17 protein-coding genes and 1 other RNA gene are annotated in these 18385 nt (G+C 65.0%); 13 read left to right on the forward strand and 5 right to left on the reverse strand.

The annotated features are described in order from the left end of the window. Positions 1 to 2 precede the first annotated feature (2 nt). Positions 3 to 947 carry an AEC family transporter gene (locus J2Y63_RS19810; protein WP_435267512.1) on the forward strand — a complete coding sequence of 315 codons (945 nt, stop codon included), beginning with the start codon at positions 3 to 5 and terminating at the stop codon, positions 945 to 947. Positions 948 to 1003: 56 nt separating this feature from the next. Here the strand turns inward: J2Y63_RS19810 and J2Y63_RS19815 are convergent, their stop codons facing one another. After that, complete coding sequence (locus tag J2Y63_RS19815) at positions 1004 to 1741, reverse strand: c-type cytochrome (RefSeq protein ID WP_435267513.1); 738 nt, start codon at positions 1739 to 1741, stop codon at positions 1004 to 1006. A 151-nt stretch (positions 1742 to 1892) separates the two neighbouring features. On the opposite strand from J2Y63_RS19815, the gene J2Y63_RS19820 reads away from it, so the two are divergent. Together J2Y63_RS19820 and J2Y63_RS19825 are read left to right on the forward strand one after the other, a co-directional pair. Continuing rightward, complete coding sequence (locus tag J2Y63_RS19820) at positions 1893 to 2648, forward strand: 3-deoxy-manno-octulosonate cytidylyltransferase (protein WP_256117855.1); 756 nt, start codon at positions 1893 to 1895, stop codon at positions 2646 to 2648. Between the two features lie 11 nt (positions 2649 to 2659). After that, a complete protein-coding gene (locus J2Y63_RS19825; protein ID WP_256117854.1) occupies positions 2660 to 3511 on the forward strand; it encodes a prephenate dehydratase in 852 nt (283 codons plus the stop codon). On the opposite strand, the gene nudC is transcribed toward J2Y63_RS19825, so the two are convergent. Next, positions 3508 to 4482, reverse strand: a complete 975-nt coding sequence (gene nudC, locus J2Y63_RS19830; RefSeq protein WP_256117853.1) for an NAD(+) diphosphatase — start codon at positions 4480 to 4482, stop codon at positions 3508 to 3510. The two genes, J2Y63_RS19825 and nudC, sit on opposite strands and share 4 nt — an antisense overlap. Beyond that, the gene (locus J2Y63_RS19835; protein WP_256117852.1) at positions 4479 to 4904 is read right to left on the reverse strand and encodes an HIT domain-containing protein; all 426 of its coding nucleotides are present in this window, start codon (positions 4902 to 4904) and stop codon (positions 4479 to 4481) included. The genes nudC and J2Y63_RS19835 overlap by 4 nt, the downstream gene beginning before the upstream one ends. A 154-nt stretch (positions 4905 to 5058) precedes the next feature. Here J2Y63_RS19835 and ffs point away from each other — a divergent pair. From ffs to J2Y63_RS19855, 4 genes are all read left to right on the forward strand, one after another. Further along, an RNA gene (gene ffs, locus J2Y63_RS19840) (signal recognition particle sRNA small type) lies at positions 5059 to 5155 on the forward strand. A gap of 59 nt (positions 5156 to 5214) precedes the next feature. Next, on the forward strand, positions 5215 to 7098 hold the full coding sequence (locus J2Y63_RS19845) for a DNA polymerase III subunit gamma/tau (RefSeq protein ID WP_435267514.1): 1884 nt from the start codon (positions 5215 to 5217) through the stop codon (positions 7096 to 7098). A gap of 25 nt (positions 7099 to 7123) precedes the next feature. Further along, entirely contained in the window at positions 7124 to 7447 is a 324-nt protein-coding gene (locus J2Y63_RS19850) for a YbaB/EbfC family nucleoid-associated protein (RefSeq protein ID WP_256117849.1), read from the forward strand. A gap of 35 nt (positions 7448 to 7482) precedes the next feature. After that, entirely contained in the window at positions 7483 to 8094 is a 612-nt protein-coding gene (locus J2Y63_RS19855) for a LysE family translocator (protein ID WP_435267515.1), read from the forward strand. On the opposite strand, the gene J2Y63_RS19860 is transcribed toward J2Y63_RS19855, so the two are convergent. Then, positions 8095 to 8706, reverse strand: a complete 612-nt coding sequence (locus tag J2Y63_RS19860) for an MOSC domain-containing protein (protein WP_435267670.1) — start codon at positions 8704 to 8706, stop codon at positions 8095 to 8097. Positions 8707 to 8761: 55 nt separating this feature from the next. On the opposite strand from J2Y63_RS19860, the gene recR reads away from it, so the two are divergent. Further along, complete coding sequence (recR, locus tag J2Y63_RS19865; protein ID WP_435267516.1) at positions 8762 to 9367, forward strand: recombination mediator RecR; 606 nt, start codon at positions 8762 to 8764, stop codon at positions 9365 to 9367. A 75-nt stretch (positions 9368 to 9442) separates the two neighbouring features. Then, positions 9443 to 10633: a lytic murein transglycosylase gene (locus J2Y63_RS19870; protein WP_435267671.1), complete on the forward strand. Its 1191-nt coding sequence runs from the start codon at positions 9443 to 9445 to the stop codon at positions 10631 to 10633. On the opposite strand, the gene J2Y63_RS19875 is transcribed toward J2Y63_RS19870, so the two are convergent. After that, on the reverse strand, positions 10634 to 12262 hold the full coding sequence (locus tag J2Y63_RS19875) for an MFS transporter (RefSeq protein WP_435267517.1): 1629 nt from the start codon (positions 12260 to 12262) through the stop codon (positions 10634 to 10636). A gap of 236 nt (positions 12263 to 12498) precedes the next feature. Between J2Y63_RS19875 and rimP the strand changes: the two genes are divergently transcribed. From rimP to infB, 4 genes are all read left to right on the forward strand, one after another. Further along, on the forward strand, positions 12499 to 13113 hold the full coding sequence (gene rimP / locus J2Y63_RS19880) for a ribosome maturation factor RimP (protein WP_256117843.1): 615 nt from the start codon (positions 12499 to 12501) through the stop codon (positions 13111 to 13113). A 91-nt stretch (positions 13114 to 13204) separates the two neighbouring features. Beyond that, complete coding sequence (nusA, locus tag J2Y63_RS19885; RefSeq protein WP_435267518.1) at positions 13205 to 14806, forward strand: transcription termination factor NusA; 1602 nt, start codon at positions 13205 to 13207, stop codon at positions 14804 to 14806. Positions 14807 to 14895: 89 nt separating this feature from the next. Next, positions 14896 to 15552, forward strand: a complete 657-nt coding sequence (locus tag J2Y63_RS19890; RefSeq protein WP_256117841.1) for an RNA-binding protein — start codon at positions 14896 to 14898, stop codon at positions 15550 to 15552. A 104-nt stretch (positions 15553 to 15656) separates the two neighbouring features. Next, positions 15657 to 18323, forward strand: coding sequence for a translation initiation factor IF-2 (gene infB / locus J2Y63_RS19895; RefSeq protein ID WP_435267519.1), 2667 nt, complete (start codon positions 15657 to 15659; stop codon positions 18321 to 18323). The last annotated feature ends 62 nt before the right edge of the window (positions 18324 to 18385 follow it).

An 18385-nucleotide genomic window follows, 5' to 3' on the forward strand; every position in this document is an offset into this window, starting at 1 on the left:
TCATGTCGGACGTCGCCCTCAATGTCTTGCCCATCTTCGCGCTGATCCTGATCGGCTGGGTGCTCGTGCGTACCCGCTATCTGCGGGAGGAACTGGGCGAGGGGCTTGGCGAATTCGTCTTCCGCGTGGCGGTTCCGGTGCTGCTGTTCCGCACGATTGCCGAGGCGGATTTTGCCGGCGAATCGCCGCTGCGCATCTGGCTCGCCTATTTCGCCGGCGTCGCAGTCACCTGGACCATCGCCCATCTGGTGGCGACGCTCGGCTTCAAGCGCGACCGGCGGATCGGCGTGCTTGCCGGCGTCTCCTCTGCCTTCGCCAACACGGTCTTCATCGGCCTGCCGCTCGTCTCGCGCATCGTGGGTGAGGACGGGCTGGTGGCGATCTCCGTGCTGCTCTCCGTACACCTGCCGGTCATGATGATCGCCGGCACCGTGCTGATGGAGCGTGCGGAGCGCAAGAGCGGCACGCGCGAGCCGCAGCGTTTCGGCGCCCTGCTGCTCGGCATCGGCAAGAGCCTCGTGCGCAATCCTCTGGTCATCGGCCTTGCGGCCGGCGCGCTGTTCCATGTGGGCGGCGTGCCACTCGCGGGGCCGGTCAAGGTGGTGGTCGACCAGCTCGCCGCGACGGCGGCACCCGCGGCCCTCGTCTCGATCGGCATGGCGCTCAACAAGTACAAGGTCGGCGGCAATGCCGGCATCGCGCTCGCCATGACCAGCCTCAAGCTCGTATTGTTGCCGGGCTGCGTCTATGTCGCCTGCCGGCTTTTGGGCCTCAGCCCGGAATGGACGGCCGCGATGGTGCTGACCTCCTCGGTGCCGACGGGCGTCAATGCCTGGCTGCTCGCCAACCATTTCGGCGTCGGCCATGCGCTCGCCTCCTCGACGATAACCATGACGACGGCGCTCGGCGTCTTCACCGTTTCCTTCTGGGCTTGGCTGCTGACCTGACGGCAACAAAAAACCCGGCGCAAAGGCCGGGTTTTTGTCGTCTCGGATGCGGCCGCTTATTGAGCCGGCTTTTCCGTGGTGCCTTCGGTGGTCGTGCCTTCGGCCGGTGCCGTCCCTTCGGTCGTCGTGGTGGCAGCGCCGCCATCCGCCGGGGCTGCACCCTCGGTGGTCGTCGCCGTGCCATCGGCGGGAGCTGCACCTTCGGTGGTGGTTGCACCCTCGGTCGTGGCGGCAGCGCCTTCGTTCGACGCGGTCGGCAGGGCGGCCGGGCTGTCGGAAAGCGTGCGCAGGTAGGCGATCAGGTTGGCGCGCTCGTCGTTCTTCTTGAGACCGGCAAAGCCCATGGCGGTGCCCGGAACGTGCTTCTTCGGTGCTTCGAGGAAGAAGTTCAGGTGGTCATAGTCCCACACGACCTTGTGGCCTTCGGAGAAGGTGGTCATGCCGGCGGAATAGCTGAAGCCTTCATGCGAAGCGATCGGGCGGTTCACGATGTCCCAGAGACCGGGTCCGACCTTGTTCGGTCCGCCCTTCTCTGGGGTGTGACAGCTCGCACATTTCTTGAAGACGGTTTCGCCGGCGCCGGCATCGGCGGTGGCGAGCAGGGTTGCGATCGGAACAGCTGCGGGGGCGTCGCCGCCCGCTTCCTCGCCGCCGGTCTCCTCGGCCACGATGGCAAAACCTTCCTTCTCGGGGTGCGCCGAGTGGAAAATGCCTTCAGAAGCGATCGACACGGACATCAGTACGAAGACGGTGCCCAATAGGGCACCCACGCCCATGTTCACATAAGAGTTCATCCAAACGCTCCCCTAGGAACCAGCGGACATGCGCCGGCCAGTCTTGAAATCGCGCGGAACCTATGTCTTTTGCTGCTTCGTTGCAACAGTGATTGTAGCCCCCGCACTGAGACGTTTTGACACTTTTCCCGGGGGTTTTGAAGGGCCTGAGATGAAACCCGCCAATTTTGACACGACCCTCGTCCTCATTCCGGCGCGCATGGCCTCGACGCGGCTTCCGGGCAAGCCGCTGGCCGATATTGCCGGCCTGCCGATGATCGTCCAGGTGGCCCGCCGGGCCGCCGCGGCCGATGTGGGCCGTGTCGTCGTGGCCGTCGATCATACGGATATTTTTGACGCTGTCGTGGCAGCGGGCTTCGAGGCGGTGATGACCCGGGTCGATCACCAGTCCGGCTCCGACCGCATCTACGAGGCGCTGACCAAGAGCGACCCGGAGGGCCGCGCCGAGATCATCATCAACGTGCAGGGCGATCTGCCGACGATCGACCCGGAAACGATCCGCGCCGCCCTTCGCCCGCTGGAAAACGCCTCGACCGACATCGCAACGCTGACGACCGAGATCAGCGACGAGGAAGAGAAGACCAATCCGAACGTCGTGAAGATCGTCGGCTCGCCGCTCAGCGACAGCCGCCTGCGCGCGCTTTATTTCACGCGCGCGACCGCGCCGCACGGCAAGGGGCCGCTCTATCACCACATCGGCCTCTATGCGTACCGCCGCAAGGCGCTCGAAGCCTTCGTCGCGCTGAAGCCCTCGACGCTGGAAAAGCGCGAATCGCTGGAGCAGCTTCGGGCGCTCGAAGCCGGCATGCGCATCGATGCCGAGATCGTCGATACCGTGCCGCTCGGCGTCGATACCCCGGCCGACCTCGAAAAAGCCCGCGCCATCCTCGCGGCCAACCCAGTCTGAGGCGAACCGTCATGATCATGAAGACCAACAAGATCGCCTTCCAGGGCGAGTTCGGCGCCAATTCGGACATGGCGAGCCGCGACATGTTCCCGAACATGGAGCCGCTGCCCTGCCAGACCTTCGAGGATGCCTTTCTCGCCGTGGAGAACGGCGATGCGGACCTCGGCATGATCCCGATCGAGAACACGATCGCCGGCCGCGTCGCCGATATCCATCACCTGTTGCCGGAATCGCGCCTGCACATCGTCGGCGAATATTTCATGCCGATCCGCTTCCAGCTTATGGTGCTGCCGGGCGTGACGAAGGATGAGATCCGCACGGTGCACAGCCATATCCATGCGCTCGGCCAGTGCCGCAAGATCGTTCGCCTCAACGGCTGGAAGCCGGTGATCGCCGGCGATACGGCGGGCGCGGCAAAGCTGGTGGCGGAAACCGGCGACCGCTCCATGGCGGCCCTTGCCCCGCGGCTTGCCGCCGATCTCTACGGCCTGTCGATCCTTCAGGAAAATGTCGAGGACACCGAAAGCAACATGACGCGTTTCGTCGTGCTGTCGCGCGACGAGAAGAAGGCGGAGCAGAGCGGCGACGACATCGTCGTCACCACCTTCGTCTTCAATGTGCGCAACATCCCGGCCGCCCTCTACAAGGCGCTCGGCGGTTTTGCGACGAACGGCATCAACATGACGAAGCTCGAAAGCTACCAGATCGGCGGCAAGTTCATCGCCACGCAGTTCTATGCCGATATCGAAGGCCATCCGGACGAGCCGCATGTCCGCCAGGCGCTGGAAGAGCTGCGTTTCTTCTCCGAAAAGGTCCGCATCCTCGGCACCTACCGGGCGCACCCGATGCGGAGTGCTTTCTAACCCTTCCAATCCAGCCAGTCGCGCATCAGCCGGTGCGCGATGGCACCCTTCGGCGGCGGGGTGGTGGAACCGGGGGCGACGCCCGAGGAGGCGCTGCGCTCGATCATCGCCGCGGTTTCCTCGCGGGTGAACCAGCGGCAATCTTCCAGTTCCTTGTCGTCGCGGTGGATCTCGAAGGAGATCGCCTCGCCGTAGCAGCCGATCATCAGCGAATGCGGCATCGGCCAGGGCTGCGAGGCGTGGTAGCGCACGCGGCCGACCTTGATGCCGGATTCCTCGAAGGTCTCGCGGCGCACCGTGTGCTCGATCGTCTCGCCGGGTTCAAGGAAACCGGCGAGGCACGAATACATGCCTTCCGGAAAGTGCGGCGAGCGGCCGAGGAGACACAGGTCGCGCTCGATATCGATGACAAGCATGATCGCGACCGGGTCGGTGCGCGGAAAGATCGTGTGGCTGCACGCCTCGCAGACCCGGCGGTAACCGCCGATCTCCGAGCGCGTCGGTGAGCCGCACTTGCCGCAGAAGCGGTTGTTGCCGTTCCAGGTCATCAGGCTGGAGGCCTGCGCGAACTGGCCGAGCAGGTCGTCATCGAGCATCTGCTGGCGATAGAGCGTTCGCCCGTCGGTGGCCTTCAGCGGTTCCTGCAAGGTATCGGGATCGGCGCGCACGGGGATCGCCAGCCGCGGCTCGCCGTTCTTCAGGTAGCCGAGAAGGATGGATTCTTCCGGGATCGGGTCGAGTTCGGCAAGCTCGTAGGGCGCAAACAGCGGGTCGATGATCTTCTCGTCATGCTTGACGACGAGCTTGCCGCCGGCGAGCGCAAAGGCATGCACCGTCTCGGCCTTGAAGGCCTGCTCCAGGCAGTCGGGTGCGCGGTGCTCCGACTGGCGGTCGAGGCTGTTTTCCGCAAAGGCGACCATGGTGCTCGGTTCGGGATGCGGGCGGTAGAGATCGAAAAGCGATGGCTTCATGGCGAGAGCGCGTCCAGGATCTTGGCTGCAAAGGCCTTGGTGTCGTCGGCCGAGCGGGGTTCGGCGGCGCCGTAGCCCCAGACGGGGCCGGGCCAGTTCGGGTCACCTTCGCTGCGCGCGATGACATGGACGTGAAGCTGACGCACGATATTGCCGAGCGCGCCGGTATTGATCTTCGTCGCCCCTGTCGCGGCCTTCAGCGCCTCGGCCACCAGCGTCGTCTCGAAGGCGAGCATGGTCTGGTCGAGCGGCGTCAGGTCGAAAATCTCGCTGACATCCGGGCGCTGCGGCACCAGCACCAGCCAGGGCCAGCGGCCATCCTTCATCAGGCGCAGTTCGCACAGGCCGATCTTCGTCAGGAGATCGCTGTCGCGCGCCAGCCGTTCATCGGGTCGAAATTCGCTCACGGGGGCCTCCGGCATGCTTGTTATGAGCAACTCCAGCAAAAGGGCGCTGCGGTTTTGCGTCCGGAATTGCGATCATGGAAGAGAGTCATGCCATGGCATCGAAATTCCCCCAATAGTTTTTTGTCGCTCGCGCTTGCATTCGGTTGGAATATTGCCGATATGGGGGACGGGAGGTTGGTGGTGGACGAGCCACTCGCCAACCGGGTCAGGTCCGGAAGGAAGCAGCCCCAACGAGCCCGGCACGGGTCATCGTGCCAGCCTCCCACCTTACCGTCCTGCTTCTGGCCGTCCTGTCGGGACAGACATTTGATTAACGGCAGGGTCGATGAGCGACGACATCAAAAATCCGTCCAGCGAAAAGCCCGCCGCCTACCGGGTGCTCGCGCGAAAATACCGCCCCAAGGATTTCTCCGACCTGATGGTCGGCCAGGAACCGATGGTCCGCACGCTGACCAACGCGTTCGAGACTGGGCGCATCGCGCAGGCCTATATGCTGACGGGCGTTCGCGGCGTCGGCAAGACGACCACCGCCCGCATCCTCGCCCGCGCGCTGAATTACAAGACCCCGCAGATCGACCGCCCGACGATCGACCTTCGTGTGCCCGGCGAACATTGCCAGGCGATCATGGAAGGCCGCCATGTCGACGTCATCGAGATGGACGCCGCCTCGCATACGGGCATCGACGACATCCGCGAGATCATCGAGCAGGTGCGCTACCGCCCGGTTTCGGCGCGTTATAAAGTCTACATCATCGACGAAGTGCACATGCTCTCGACCCAAGCCTTCAACGGCCTGTTGAAGACGCTGGAAGAGCCGCCGGAGCACGTCAAGTTCATCTTCGCGACGACGGAAATCCGCAAGGTCCCGATCACCGTGCTGTCGCGCTGCCAGCGTTTCGACCTGCGCCGCATCGATGCCTCCGATCTCGTCGGCCTCTTCACCACCATTCTCGGCAAGGAAGGCGTGGAGGCCGAGGCCGACGCGCTCGCCATGATCGCGCGCGCCGCCGAAGGGTCCGCCCGCGATGGCCTCTCGCTGCTCGACCAGGCGATCGCGCATGGCGGCGGCCGCGTCGAGGTAGATGCCGTACGCTCCATGCTTGGCCTTGCCGACCGCGCCCGCATCGTTGATCTCTTCGAGCATATCGTGAAAGGCGACGCCGCGTCGGCCCTTGCCGAGTTCGCCGCGCAATACGAGGCGGGCGCCAGCCCGCCCGTCGTGCTGACGGACCTTGCCGATTTCACCCATCTCGTCACCCGCATGAAATATGTGCCCGATGCCACCGGCGACCAGTCGCTGAGCGAGATCGAGCGCGTGCGCGGCGTCGAATTCGCCAATTCCATCGCGGTGACTGCGCTGTCGCGCATGTGGCAGATGCTGCTGAAGGGCATTCCGGAAACGGAATCCTCCAGCCGCCCGGCCGGTGCCGCCGAAATGGTCATCATCCGTCTCGCGCATGCCGCCAATCTGCCCTCGCCGGAAGACGCCGCCCGCCGCCTCGCCGAGTTTTCCGGCAGTGAGGGCGCCCGCGCCCCGCAATCCGGCGGTTACAGCGGCAATGGCGGCCAGCCGACGTCGCAGGCGGCCGCCGTTTCGGCCATATCGCGGCAGCCGGACGCCCCGGCCCAGCGCGCCCAGTCGGGCGGCGCGACCGTGACCATGCTGCGCCCCGTGCCGCAGGCCGATCCCGCGCCCGAACCGGTCGGCCGCATCGAGCCCGTGCCGGCCGAGCAGCCGGCGGTGGTGCCGCTGGTGCCGGTCAAGTCCCTCTCCGATGTCGCCGATCTCTGCACCAAGAACCGCGACATCCGGCTGCGCGCCCTGGTTCGCGCCTTCGTGCGGCCGGTCAGCGTGGAGGCCGGACGGCTGGAAATCAGCCTTGCCAATGATGCGCCGAAATCGCTGGTGCCCGACCTCCAGAACCGCCTGCAGGAATGGACCGGCGCGCGCTGGATGGTGATCCTGTCGCGCGAAGCCGGCGGCCCGACCCTGTCGGAAGCCGAATCCCAGGCGCAGGAAGCACGCGTCGCCGATGCGCGCCAGGACCCGGACGTGGCGGCGATCCTGCAGCGCTTCCCGGGCGCCAAGATCACCGACGTGCGCATCAAGGTGCAGGAAACGGAAGACGAGCCGGAGACCGTCGAGGTCGCGGCCGTCGCGGAATCCGCCGAGGGCGACATCCTGCCCGGCGACGATATCGAAACCTGACAGTCAATAAAAAGAGGAGAGACCGATGCGCGACATCATGGGCATGATGGGCAAGGTCAAGGAAATGCAGGCCAAGATGGAGAAGATGCAGGAGGAGATCGCGGCGCTCGAAGTCGCCGGCACCTCCGGCGGCGGCCTCGTCTCGGTCACGCTCGACGGCAAGGGCAACCTCAAGGGCCTGAAGGTCGATCCGTCGCTGTTCAAGGAAGACGACGTCGAAATCCTCGAAGACCTGATCGTCGCCGCCCACAAGGACGCCAAGGACAAGGCCGAGGCCCTGACCGCCGAAAAGACCAAGGCGCTCACCGCCGGCCTGCCGATCCCGCCCGGCTTCAAACTGCCGTTCTGATTCTATAAGGTCGGGTTTTTTCGAGGAGGATTTCGATGAGCCTGATGACCCTGCTTGTCTTCGCCGGCGCGCTGATGATGGCGGCGGGCTCGCCCGGTCCGAGCATCGCGGCGCTGGTCGCCCGCGTGCTGTCGCGTGGCGCCAGGGACGTGTTTCCCTTCCTCGCCGCCATGTGGATCGGCGAGGGCATCTGGCTCACCTGCGCCGTGCTCGGCCTCGCCGCGATTGCCGAGACCTTCCACGCCGCCTTCGTCGCCATCAAATGGTTCGGCGTCGCCTATCTGCTCTACCTCGCTTGGAAGATGTGGTTCGCCCCGACCGATGCGGACGAAGCAGCGCTTCCCGAGGCGCGTTCCGGCCTGAAACTGTTCTTCGCCGGGCTGACGGTGACGCTCGGCAATCCAAAGATCATGATGTTCTACGTGGCGCTGCTGCCGGCGATCATCGATCTCGGCGCCGTCACGCTGGTCGGCTGGGTGGAACTGGTCGTGACGATGTTCGTCGTGCTGGTGGCGATCGACCTTGCCTGGGTGTTCCTCGCCTCCCGCGCGCGCCTGTTCCTGAAAAGCCCGCGCGCCGTGCGCATCGCCAACCGCGTCAGCGGTGGCACCATGGCGGGTGCGGCGGCGGCAATTGCCGCCCGCTGATCAGCCGGTCAGCGCGGCCCGCAGCTTGTCGTTGATGGGGGCCGCGAGATAGCGCAGCCGGTCGTCCTCCGGCAGGTTCCGGCCATAGGTGCGCAGAAGCTCCGGCATCGAGACCGGCTCGCCGTCGAACGGCGTGTAGGTCACCGCGTCACCGGCCTGAACCACGCCGTCGCGCAGCACGCGGCAATAAAAACCCGGCCGACCGGCCTGCATGAAGCGTTTGGCAAAACCCGGGTCGCCCATGCGCGCGGTCAGCGTGTTGCAGGGAATGCGGGTGGAGGTCACCTCCATCAGCACGCTCTCCGTCTCGAACCGGTCGCCGACGGAGACCGCGCGGCTGTCGACGCCCTCGATGACGAGGTTTTCGCCGAAGGTTCCGGGTTCGATCGTCCGGCCGAGTTCCTTCGACCACCAGTCGAGGTCGATCGAGCCGAGGCCGTAGACCGCCTGTTCCGGCCCGCCATGATGCTTTTTGTTGCAGATCGCATCGCCGAGCAGGCCTTCGCGGTCCACCATGATAGCCGCATCGGTGGGCGTCTTGAAAATGCCGGTCTTGTAGCTTTTGCCAGGGACCGGGCGGGCGACGCCCGTGCACACGGCGAGGATTTTGATCACGCGTCGAACTCCCGAGATTCCGTTTCCCCTGGATATGGGCTAGATACCGGCAATGGCAAAACGAGTCACCGGCCCCGAAATCGAAAAACTGATCCAGCTCCTGGCGAAAGTGCCGGGCCTCGGGCCCCGTTCGGCGCGCCGCGCGGCGCTGCATCTCGTCAAGAAGAAGGACCAGTTGCTCGGGCCGCTCGCCGACGCGATGGGCGAGGCGCATCGCAAGGTGCGCATCTGCTCGTGCTGCGGCAATGTCGATACCAGCGATCCCTGCACCGTCTGCACGGACGTGCGCCGCGACCATACGGTGATCATCGTCGTCGAGGACGTCTCCGACCTCTGGGCGCTGGAACGCGCCGCGGCGATGAACGCTGCCTACCATGTGCTCGGCGGCACGCTCTCGCCGCTCGACGGCATCGGCCCCGACGACCTCAACATCCGCGGTCTCGTCGACCGGGTGGCGAAGGGCGGCGTGCGGGAACTGATCATCGCGGTCAACGCCACCGTCGAGGGCCAGACGACGGCCCACTATATCACCGACCAGCTCTCCGGCCTCAACGTGAAGATCACACGGCTCGCCCACGGCGTGCCGGTCGGCGGCGAGCTCGATTATCTCGACGAAGGAACATTGACGGCCGCTTTGCGCGCCCGCACGGCGATCTGAGGGAGACCCATGCTGACCATTCGCAATGCCATCAAGGCCGCCGTCGTCTGTGCGCTGATCCCGCTTGGTTTTTCCATGCCCGCCCACGCCGCCTCCAAGGGCGAAGTCGAAAAGATGTTCCGGGCCTGGATCGACAAGGACCTCTGGCCGGCCGCGCAAAAAACCGGCGTCAGCGAGAAGACCTTTCGCGCGGCGATGGAGGGCGTGACGCTCAATTGGGACCTGCCCGATCTCGTGCCGCCCGGCTCTAAGCCCAAGAAGGAACAGTCGCAGAGCCAGGCGGAATTCTCCTCGCCCGGCGCCTATTTCTCCGAAAAGCGCCTGCAAGGGCTGGCGGGGCGGGGCAGCAGCCTTGCGAAAACCCATGCCGCGACGCTGCGCAAGGTCGAGCAGCGCTTCGGCGTTCCGGGCGAGATCGTGGTCGCGATCTGGGGCCGCGAATCCGGCTTCGGCAGCGCGAAGATCCCCTATTCGGCGGTGGAAGTTCTCGCGACGAAAGCGTTCATGTCGACGCGCAAGGACATGTTCCGCAAGGAGCTCATCGCAGCGCTCCATATCGTCGATGGTGGCGACCGGACGGTGGCGCAACTGAAGGGGTCGTGGGCGGGTGCGCTCGGCCAGCCGCAGTTCATGCCGACGAGCTTCCTGCAATATGCCGTCGATTTCGATGGCGATGGCGTGCGCGACATCTGGGGTTCGGTGCCGGATAGCCTGGCGTCGATCGCCAACTACCTCGCCAAGAAGGGCTGGCAGGCGGGCCGCGGCTGGGGCTACGAGGTCACGATCCCGGCGGGCGTCTCCTGCGCGCAGGAGGGACCGGATCTTGAAAAACCGATCTCGGCCTGGGCATCGACCGGCATCACGCGCGTTTCCGGCAAGGGCTTTTCCTCCGGCGAGGCAAAGGCCTCCGGCATGATGCTGGTGCCGGCCGGCACGCATGGGCCGGAATTCATCGTCACGCCGAATTTCTATATGCTCAAGGAATACAACAACTCCGACCTCTACGCCCTCTTCATCGGCAATCTCGCCGATCGCATCGCCTATGGCAGCGGCCCTTTCCGCGGCGAATGGGGCGATGTCGGCAAGATGCTGCGCTCGGATGTGCTCGCCATGCAGAAGGCGCTGGTCGCCAAGGGCTATGACGTCGGCAAGGTCGATGGGCTGCCGGGCTACAAGACGCGCCGCTCGCTGGGTGACTGGCAGGCAAAAGCCGGCCTCGCGCCCACCTGCTATCCGGATGCCTTGGTGAAGACGAAACTTCGCTGATTAGTGAATTTCGACCTGCTGCTTGAACCGCTCGTATTCGTGCGGGATGATCGTCTGTCGCTCGATCATGCGGTGGACGCGGGGCGGCTCGGCGCCGCTGTGCAGCTGGTTCAGCTTCTCGCCATTGGCGGCATCCGCATGCGTGCGGCGCTGGTTGTGGCGCACATATTCCACCCAGGTCGGCACATGGTAGGTCTCGGTCCAGACGGTCGGGTTTTCGAGATCGCGCATCAGCGCCCATTGTCCGGCGCCGTCGCGGATGCGGATGCGCCGCCGCTCCGTCATCGCCTCCAGGAAGTCCGGAATGTCGCCCTCGGCGATCTCGTAGTCGATCAGGATGACGATCGGGCCGCTTCTCGGCTTCAGGTCGAGCGGCAGGTCCGGCTCGCTGAAGCGGTTGAGCGGATCGACATTGAGGCTCTGCAATTCCGGCAGCGCGAAACGCAGGCCGAGCGCCGCACCGGCGATCATCACCACGGCGGAGGCGAGAAGCGCTGTCTGCGCCCCGTGCGTGTCCGCCGTCGTGCCCCAAATCCAGCTTCCCGCCGCGATGCCGCCGAAGGTCGTCGTCTGATAGAGCGAGAGCGCCCGGGCCACCACCCAGCGCGGCGTCGAAAGCTGCACGGTCGTGTTGAACAGCGAGAGCGCCATGACCCAGGAGCCCCCGGCAACCAGCAACACGGCACCGGTCAGAAACGCCGAAGTGCTGATGGCGGAAACGCTCGCGCTGACGGCAAAGCCGGTGAAGGCGAGGCGGGCGATGGTCTCGCTGGTGAAGCGTTCGCGCAGCCGCGCATTCATCAGCGCGCCGCCGATGGCGCCGAGCCCGAAACAGCCGAGCAGCACGCCGTAGGTCAGCGGCCCGCCGGAGACGAGGTCGCGCGCAATCAGGGGCAGCAGTGAAAGGATGGAGCTTGTCGCGAGGCCGAAGGCGAAGCCACGCAGGAGCACCTTGCCGATGTTCGGCGACATCGAGACGTAGCGCAGGCCGGCCGAGATGGCGCGGATGAAATCCTCGCGCGGCAGCGTGCGCGGCGGAATGGCCGGCTTCCAGCGAAAGAGCACGAAGAGGAGGGCAAAGTAGCTCAGCACATTTGCCGCAAAGGCGGCTGCCGCGCCCGCAGCCGCGACGATCGCGCCGCCGATGGCGGGGCCGACGCTGCGGGTGAGGTTGAAGCCCATGCTGTTGAGGGAGACGGCGGCGGGCAAATCCTCGCGTGGCACCATGTCCCCGACGGAGGCCTGCCAGGCCGGGTTGTTCAGCGCCGTGCCGCAGCCGAGCAGGAAGGTGAAGGTCAACAGCAGCCAGGGCGTGATGACGCCGTACCAGGTACAGAGCGTCAGCGCGATCGCCACCGTCAGCATGAAACACTGGGCGGTCAGCATCAGCTTGCGCCGGTCGAAATTGTCGGCGAGCGCACCGGCGGCGACGGAGAAAAGCATGATCGGCAGCGAGGTCGAGGCCTGCACCAGCGCTACCATGTTGGCAGAAGACGAGATCGAGGCCATCATCCACGCGGCACCGACGGCCTGGATGAGCCCGCCGAAGTTGGAGACCAGGCTTGCCGCCCAGATCAGCCGAAAGGTTTCGTTCCGGAAGGGGGCAAGGGGGGATGTCCGGTCTGGCACGGGCAGGCACTCATTCTCGACGCAGCGTTACGAGCAATCTAGCCCATCAGGGGAATGCGGCAAGTCGAAGCCGGGCGAAAAACGGGCCTGGGAAGCCGAACTTGCAATTGCGGGCGAGAGCGTCTATATCACCCTCAAATTCTTGATCGTCAGATGAAGAGTGGGCCCGCGAGGACCCGCTCTTTTTTATTGCCCCGATCGAGCGCATGATAACGACTATCCCGGGAGGGCATGTCATGAACGACACGACCCAGACAGAAAATGCGGCCGTCGAGCCGCGCCTGATCGTCGAGACCGGTCTCGACCGGCGCGTCGCCGAGATCATCGAGCCGAGCATCGAGCAGATCGGCTACCGGCTGGTGCGCGTTCGCCTTTCGGCGCAGAATGGCGCGACCCTGCAGATCATGGCCGAGCGGCCGGATGGTACGATGACCGTCGAGGATTGCGAGAAGGTCTCGATGGCCGTCTCGCCGGTGCTTGACGTTGAGGATCCGATCGACAAGGCGTATCATCTCGAAGTGTCGTCGCCCGGCATCGACCGGCCGATGGTCCGCAAGTCGGATTTCACGCGCTGGCTTGGCCACCTGGTGAAGTGCGAGACGTCGATCCTCGTCGACAGCCGCAAGCGCTTCCGCGGCAAGATCGTCGCCGCCGACGAAAACGGTTTTACGCTGGAGCGGGACCAGCCCGCCTATGGCGAGGAGCCTTCGGTCGTCATCCCGTTCACGGCGCTTGCCGAGGGTAAGCTGATCCTGACCGACGACCTGATCCGCGACGCGCTGACCGCCGACAAGAAGGCGAAGGCCGCGCAGGCCGCGAACCAGAACGACGAAGTCGAAGACGACGAATGAATGTGTGAGTGCGTTTTGCCCCCGATGCGGGCGAAACGGAGAGGACGGAACCGGAGGCTTCGCCCCGGCTTGATCATGGAGACCTGAGACAATGGCAGTCAGTGCGAACCGGCTTGAGCTTCTGCAGATCGCGGATGCCGTGGCCCGTGAAAAGGTCATCGACCGCGAGATCGTGCTTGCCGCGATGGCCGACGCCATCCAGAAGGCGGCCCGCTCGCGTTACGGCACGGAATCGAACATCCGCGCCGACATCAATTCCAAGACCGGCGAAATCCGCCTCCAGCGCCTGCTGGAAGTCGTCGAGAAGGCCGAGGATTATTCGACGCAGATCCCGCTGGAGCTTGCCCGCGACCGCAACCCGGACGCCAAGCTCGGCGACTTCATCGCCGATCCGCTGCCGCCGATGGATTTCGGCCGCATTGCCGCCCAGTCGGCCAAGCAGGTCATCGTGCAGAAGGTGCGCGAAGCCGAGCGTGACCGCCAGTTCGACGAATACAAGGATCGCATCGGCGAGATCGTCAACGGCACGGTCAAGCGCGTCGAATACGGCAACGTCATCGTCGATCTCGGCCGTGGCGAAGGCATTATCCGCCGCGACGAGATGATCCCGCGCGAGAACATGCGCTACGGCGACCGCGTTCGCGCCTTCGTCTACGATGTGCGCCGCGAGCAGCGCGGTCCGCAGATCTTCCTGTCGCGTACCCATCCGCAGTTCATGGTGAAGCTCTTCACCATGGAAGTGCCGGAAATCTACGACGGCATCATCCAGATCAAGTCCGTTGCTCGTGATCCGGGTTCGCGCGCCAAGATCGCCGTCATCTCGAACGACAGTTCGATCGATCCGGTCGGCGCCTGCGTCGGTATGCGCGGTTCGCGCGTCCAGGCCGTTGTCGGCGAGCTCCAGGGCGAGAAGATCGACATCATTCCGTGGTCGCAGGATCCGGCGTCCTTCATCGTCAACGCCCTTCAGCCGGCGGAAGTCGCCAAGGTCGTTCTGGATGAGGATGCGGAACGCATCGAAGTCGTCGTGCCGGACGAGCAGCTTTCGCTCGCCATCGGCCGCCGCGGCCAGAACGTGCGCCTCGCCTCGCAGCTCACCGGCTGGGATATCGACATCCTGACGGAAGCCGAAGAGTCCGAGCGCCGCCAGAAGGAATTCAACGAGCGCACCAACCTGTTCATGGATTCGCTCGACGTCGACGAGATGGTCGGCCAGGTTCTGGCCTCCGAAGGCTTTGCTGCTGTCGAAGAGCTTGCCTATGTCGATCTCGACGAAATCGCCTCGATCGACGGTTTCGACGAAGACACGGCCCAGGAAATCCAGACGCGTGCCCGCGAATATCTCGACCGCATCGAGGCCGAGATGGATGCCAAGCGCAAGGAACTCGGCGTTGCCGACGAGCTGCGCCAGATCGACGGCATGACGGGCCAGATGCTCGTCGCGCTCGGCGAGGACGGTATCAAGACCATGGAAGACTTTGCGGGCTGCGCGGCTGACGATCTCGTCGGCTGGTCGGAACGCAAGGACGGCGAGACGAAGAAGTTCGAGGGCCTGTTCTCGAAGCTCGAAGTCTCGCGCGCCGAAGCCGAAGCCATGGTCGTTCAGGCCCGCCTTGCGGTTGGCTGGATCACGGAAGAGGACCTGGCTACCGAGGAAGAACCGGTCGTCGAAGGCGGCGAGCAGGACGCCTAATCGGCGTCCCGCGCGCTGGAGACGCCGTTGGCCGAGCATTCCAGCAAAAGTGTCTGAACGGTTTTGCGGACGGAATTGCGAGGACCTATATGGGTAAGAAGGACGACGACGGCGTGAACGACCGCATGTGCATCGTGACGCGCGAAAAGGGTGAGGCGGATGATCTGATCCGCTTCGTCGCCGGCCCGGACGGGAATGTCGTGCCGGACCTGAAGCGTCAGCTCCCCGGACGTGGATGCTGGGTGAAGGCCGAACGGGCGATCGTCGACAAGGCGGTCGCCAAGAAGCTTTTTTCGCGGGCGCTGAAGGCGGAAGCCAGGGCGGATGCGGAACTCGGCGCCGAAGTGGACCGTCTTCTGGCGGGCCAACTTGGCGGCATGATGAACATGGCGCGCAAGGCGGCCCAGTTCATCACCGGTTCGTCGAAGGTCGACCAGGCGGTGCGTGCATTGGCGGCACTTGCGGTCTTCCACGCGACGGATGCCGCCGCCGATGGCGTGCGAAAAATTGACCAGGCGCGCAAGGCGGCAAGCTTCCTGCGCGATGACGAGACGGAAATACCGTCCTTCAAGCTCTTCTCGGAGAGTGAATTGGAGGGCCTTTTGGGCCAGAATGCTTTTATCCACGCCGCAGCGCTTGCAGGGCAGGCGGGTGAGGGTGTAGTGAAGCGCGCAATCATGCTCGAAAAGTACCGGGGCGACAGCCAAATGATGGCAAAAGGTGGCGCTGGCCATACCAACCGATGACGCGGTTACCGGCATTCGGCCGGCCGAAATCGCATTGGACGAACACAATTGAACGACGGAGTCTGGTGATACGCATCCGGCTCTGATCTTAGGAACGGAACGGAATGACCGACAACGAAGACGACAAGACGATCAGTGTGGCTGGCAAGAAGACCCTGAGCCTGAAGCCCTCGGGGGTTCAGCAGGGAACCGTTCGCCAGGACATGGGTCGTGGCCGGACGAAGGCCGTCGTGGTCGAGACCCGCACGAAGCGCCATTTTAGCCGCCCGGGAGACGAACGCACGGTAGCAGCACCTGTTGCACCGGTGCAGCAGCGCCAGCCCGCGCCGCAGCCGCAGCAGCCGCGCCCGGTGCAGCGCCAGACGCCGCAGGTGGAACATAGCCGTCCGCGCGGCGGCGTCGTGCTGAACCAGCTTTCCCCCGATGAAGTCGAGGCCCGTCGCCGCGCGCTTGCAGAAGCGCAGATCCGCGACGCCGCCGAAGCGCGCCAGCGCGCCGAGGACGAGGCCCGCCGCAAGGTGGAAGAGGAAGCGCGCCAGAAGGCTGCCGAAGAGGAGCGTTTGCGCCTGGAGAAGGAAGAGGCCGAGCGCCGCGCCATCGAGGCCGCTTCGCCGGCCCCGGCCGTGGCCGAGGTTGCCGCCGAGCCGGTCGTTGTCGCAAGGCCGGCCGTTACGGCGCCCGCAGGTGCCGACAGCCGCCCGCAGCCGACCCGCACCACCCCGGCCGTGACACCGGCAGCCGTTCCCGGCCGTGGCCGTCGCGAGACGGAAGAGGAAGAGGCAGCACGCCCGCGTGGCGGCGCCCCGGTCAACCGTGGCAAGGTCACGCGTCCGGAGCCTGCCAAGGTCCCGGCCCGTCCGAAGGCCGACGACGGCCGCCGCCAGGGCAAGCTGACGCTGACCACCGCTTCGACCGACGAGGACGCCACGCAGCGTGGCCGTTCGCTCTCGGCCATGCGCCGTCGCCAGGAGAAGTTCAAGCGCAGCCAGATGCAGGAGACCCGTGAAAAGGTCATGCGCGAAGTCATCCTGCCGGAAACCATCACCATCCAGGAACTGTCGCAGCGCATGTCCGAACGCGCCGTCGACGTCATCAAGTACCTGATGAAGGAAGGGCAGATGATGAAGCCCGGCGATCTGATCGACGCCGACCTGGCTGAAATCATCGCCGGCGAATTCGGCCACACCGTCAAGCGCGTTTCGGAATCCGACGTCGAAGAAGGCATCTTTAACGTGTCGGACGACGACGGCGATCTGGAAGCCCGTCCGCCGATCGTGACCATCATGGGTCACGTCGACCACGGCAAGACCTCGCTGCTCGACGCCATCCGCAAGACCAGCGTTGTCTCCGGCGAAGCCGGCGGCATCACGCAGCATATCGGCGCCTACCAGGTCGAGCACAACGGCCACAAGATCACCTTCATCGACACCCCCGGCCACGCCGCGTTTACCGCGATGCGTGCCCGTGGTGCGCAGGCCACGGACATCGCGATCCTCGTGGTCGCGGCCGACGACAGCGTGATGCCGCAGACGATCGAGTCCATCAATCATGCCAAGGCGGCCGGTGTTCCGATCATCGTGGCGATCAACAAGATCGACAAGCACGAAGCCGATCCGCAGAAGGTGCGCAACCAACTCCTTCAGCATGAGGTCTTCGTCGAATCGATGGGTGGTGAAACGCTCGACGTCGAAGTCTCGGCCAAGAACGGCCTGAACCTCGACAAGCTGCTTGAAGCCGTGCTGCTGCAGGCCGAAATCCTCGACCTCAAGGCGAACGTCAACCGTACCGCCGAGGGCGTCGTCGTCGAAGCCGAACTCGACCGCGGCCGCGGTGCCGTCGCGACGGTTCTTGTGCAGAAGGGCACGCTGACGCCCGGCCAGATCATCGTGGCCGGCGACCAGTGGGGCCGTGTGCGCGCGCTCGTCAACGACAAGGGTGAACACGTCAAGTCGGCAGGGCCTTCCATGCCCGTCGAAGTGCTGGGTCTCTCCGGCACGCCGGCTGCCGGCGACCGCTTTGCTGTCGTTGAAAACGAAAGCCGTGCCCGCGAAATCTCGGAATACCGTCTGCGTCTCGCCCGCGAGAAGCAGGTTGCCCGCCAGGCCGGTTCGCGCGGCTCGCTCGAGCAGATGATGAGCCAGCTCCAGTCCACGGGTCTCAAGGAGTTCCCGCTGGTCATCAAGGGCGACGTGCAGGGCTCGATCGAAGCCATTGCCGGCGCCCTCGACAAGCTCGGCACGGACGAGGTTCGCGCACGCATCGTGCATTCGGGTGCCGGCGGCATCACCGAATCCGATATCTCGCTCGCCGAGGCGTCGAATGCGGCCATCATCGGCTTCAACGTCCGTGCCAACGCACAGGCCCGCACCGCCGCCGAGCGCGCCGGTCTCGAAATCCGCTACTACAACATCATCTACGATCTGGTGGATGACGTGAAGGCAGCCATGTCGGGCCTGCTCTCGCCGGAACGGCGCGAAACCTTCCTCGGCAATGCCGAGATCCTCGAGGTGTTCAACATCACGAAGGTCGGCAAGGTCGCGGGTTGCCGCGTCATCGAAGGCAAGGTCGAGCGTGGTGCCGGCGTGCGTCTCGTACGCGACAACGTCGTCATCCACGAAGGCAAGCTCAAGACGCTCAAGCGTTTCAAGGACGAAGTCGCCGAAGTGCCGATGGGCCAGGAATGCGGCATGGCCTTCGAGAACTACGAAGACATCCGCGCCGGCGACACGATCGAGTGCTTCCGCGTGGAGCACATCACGCGCACGCTCTAAGCGTCCGGCGATCCAAACATCATGCGAGCGCCGGATCGTTTCGGCGCTCGCATTTTTTTAAA

The sequence above is a fragment of the Shinella sp. BE166 genome (assembly GCF_051201095.1).
GTDB lineage: Bacteria > Pseudomonadota > Alphaproteobacteria > Rhizobiales > Rhizobiaceae > Shinella > Shinella lacus.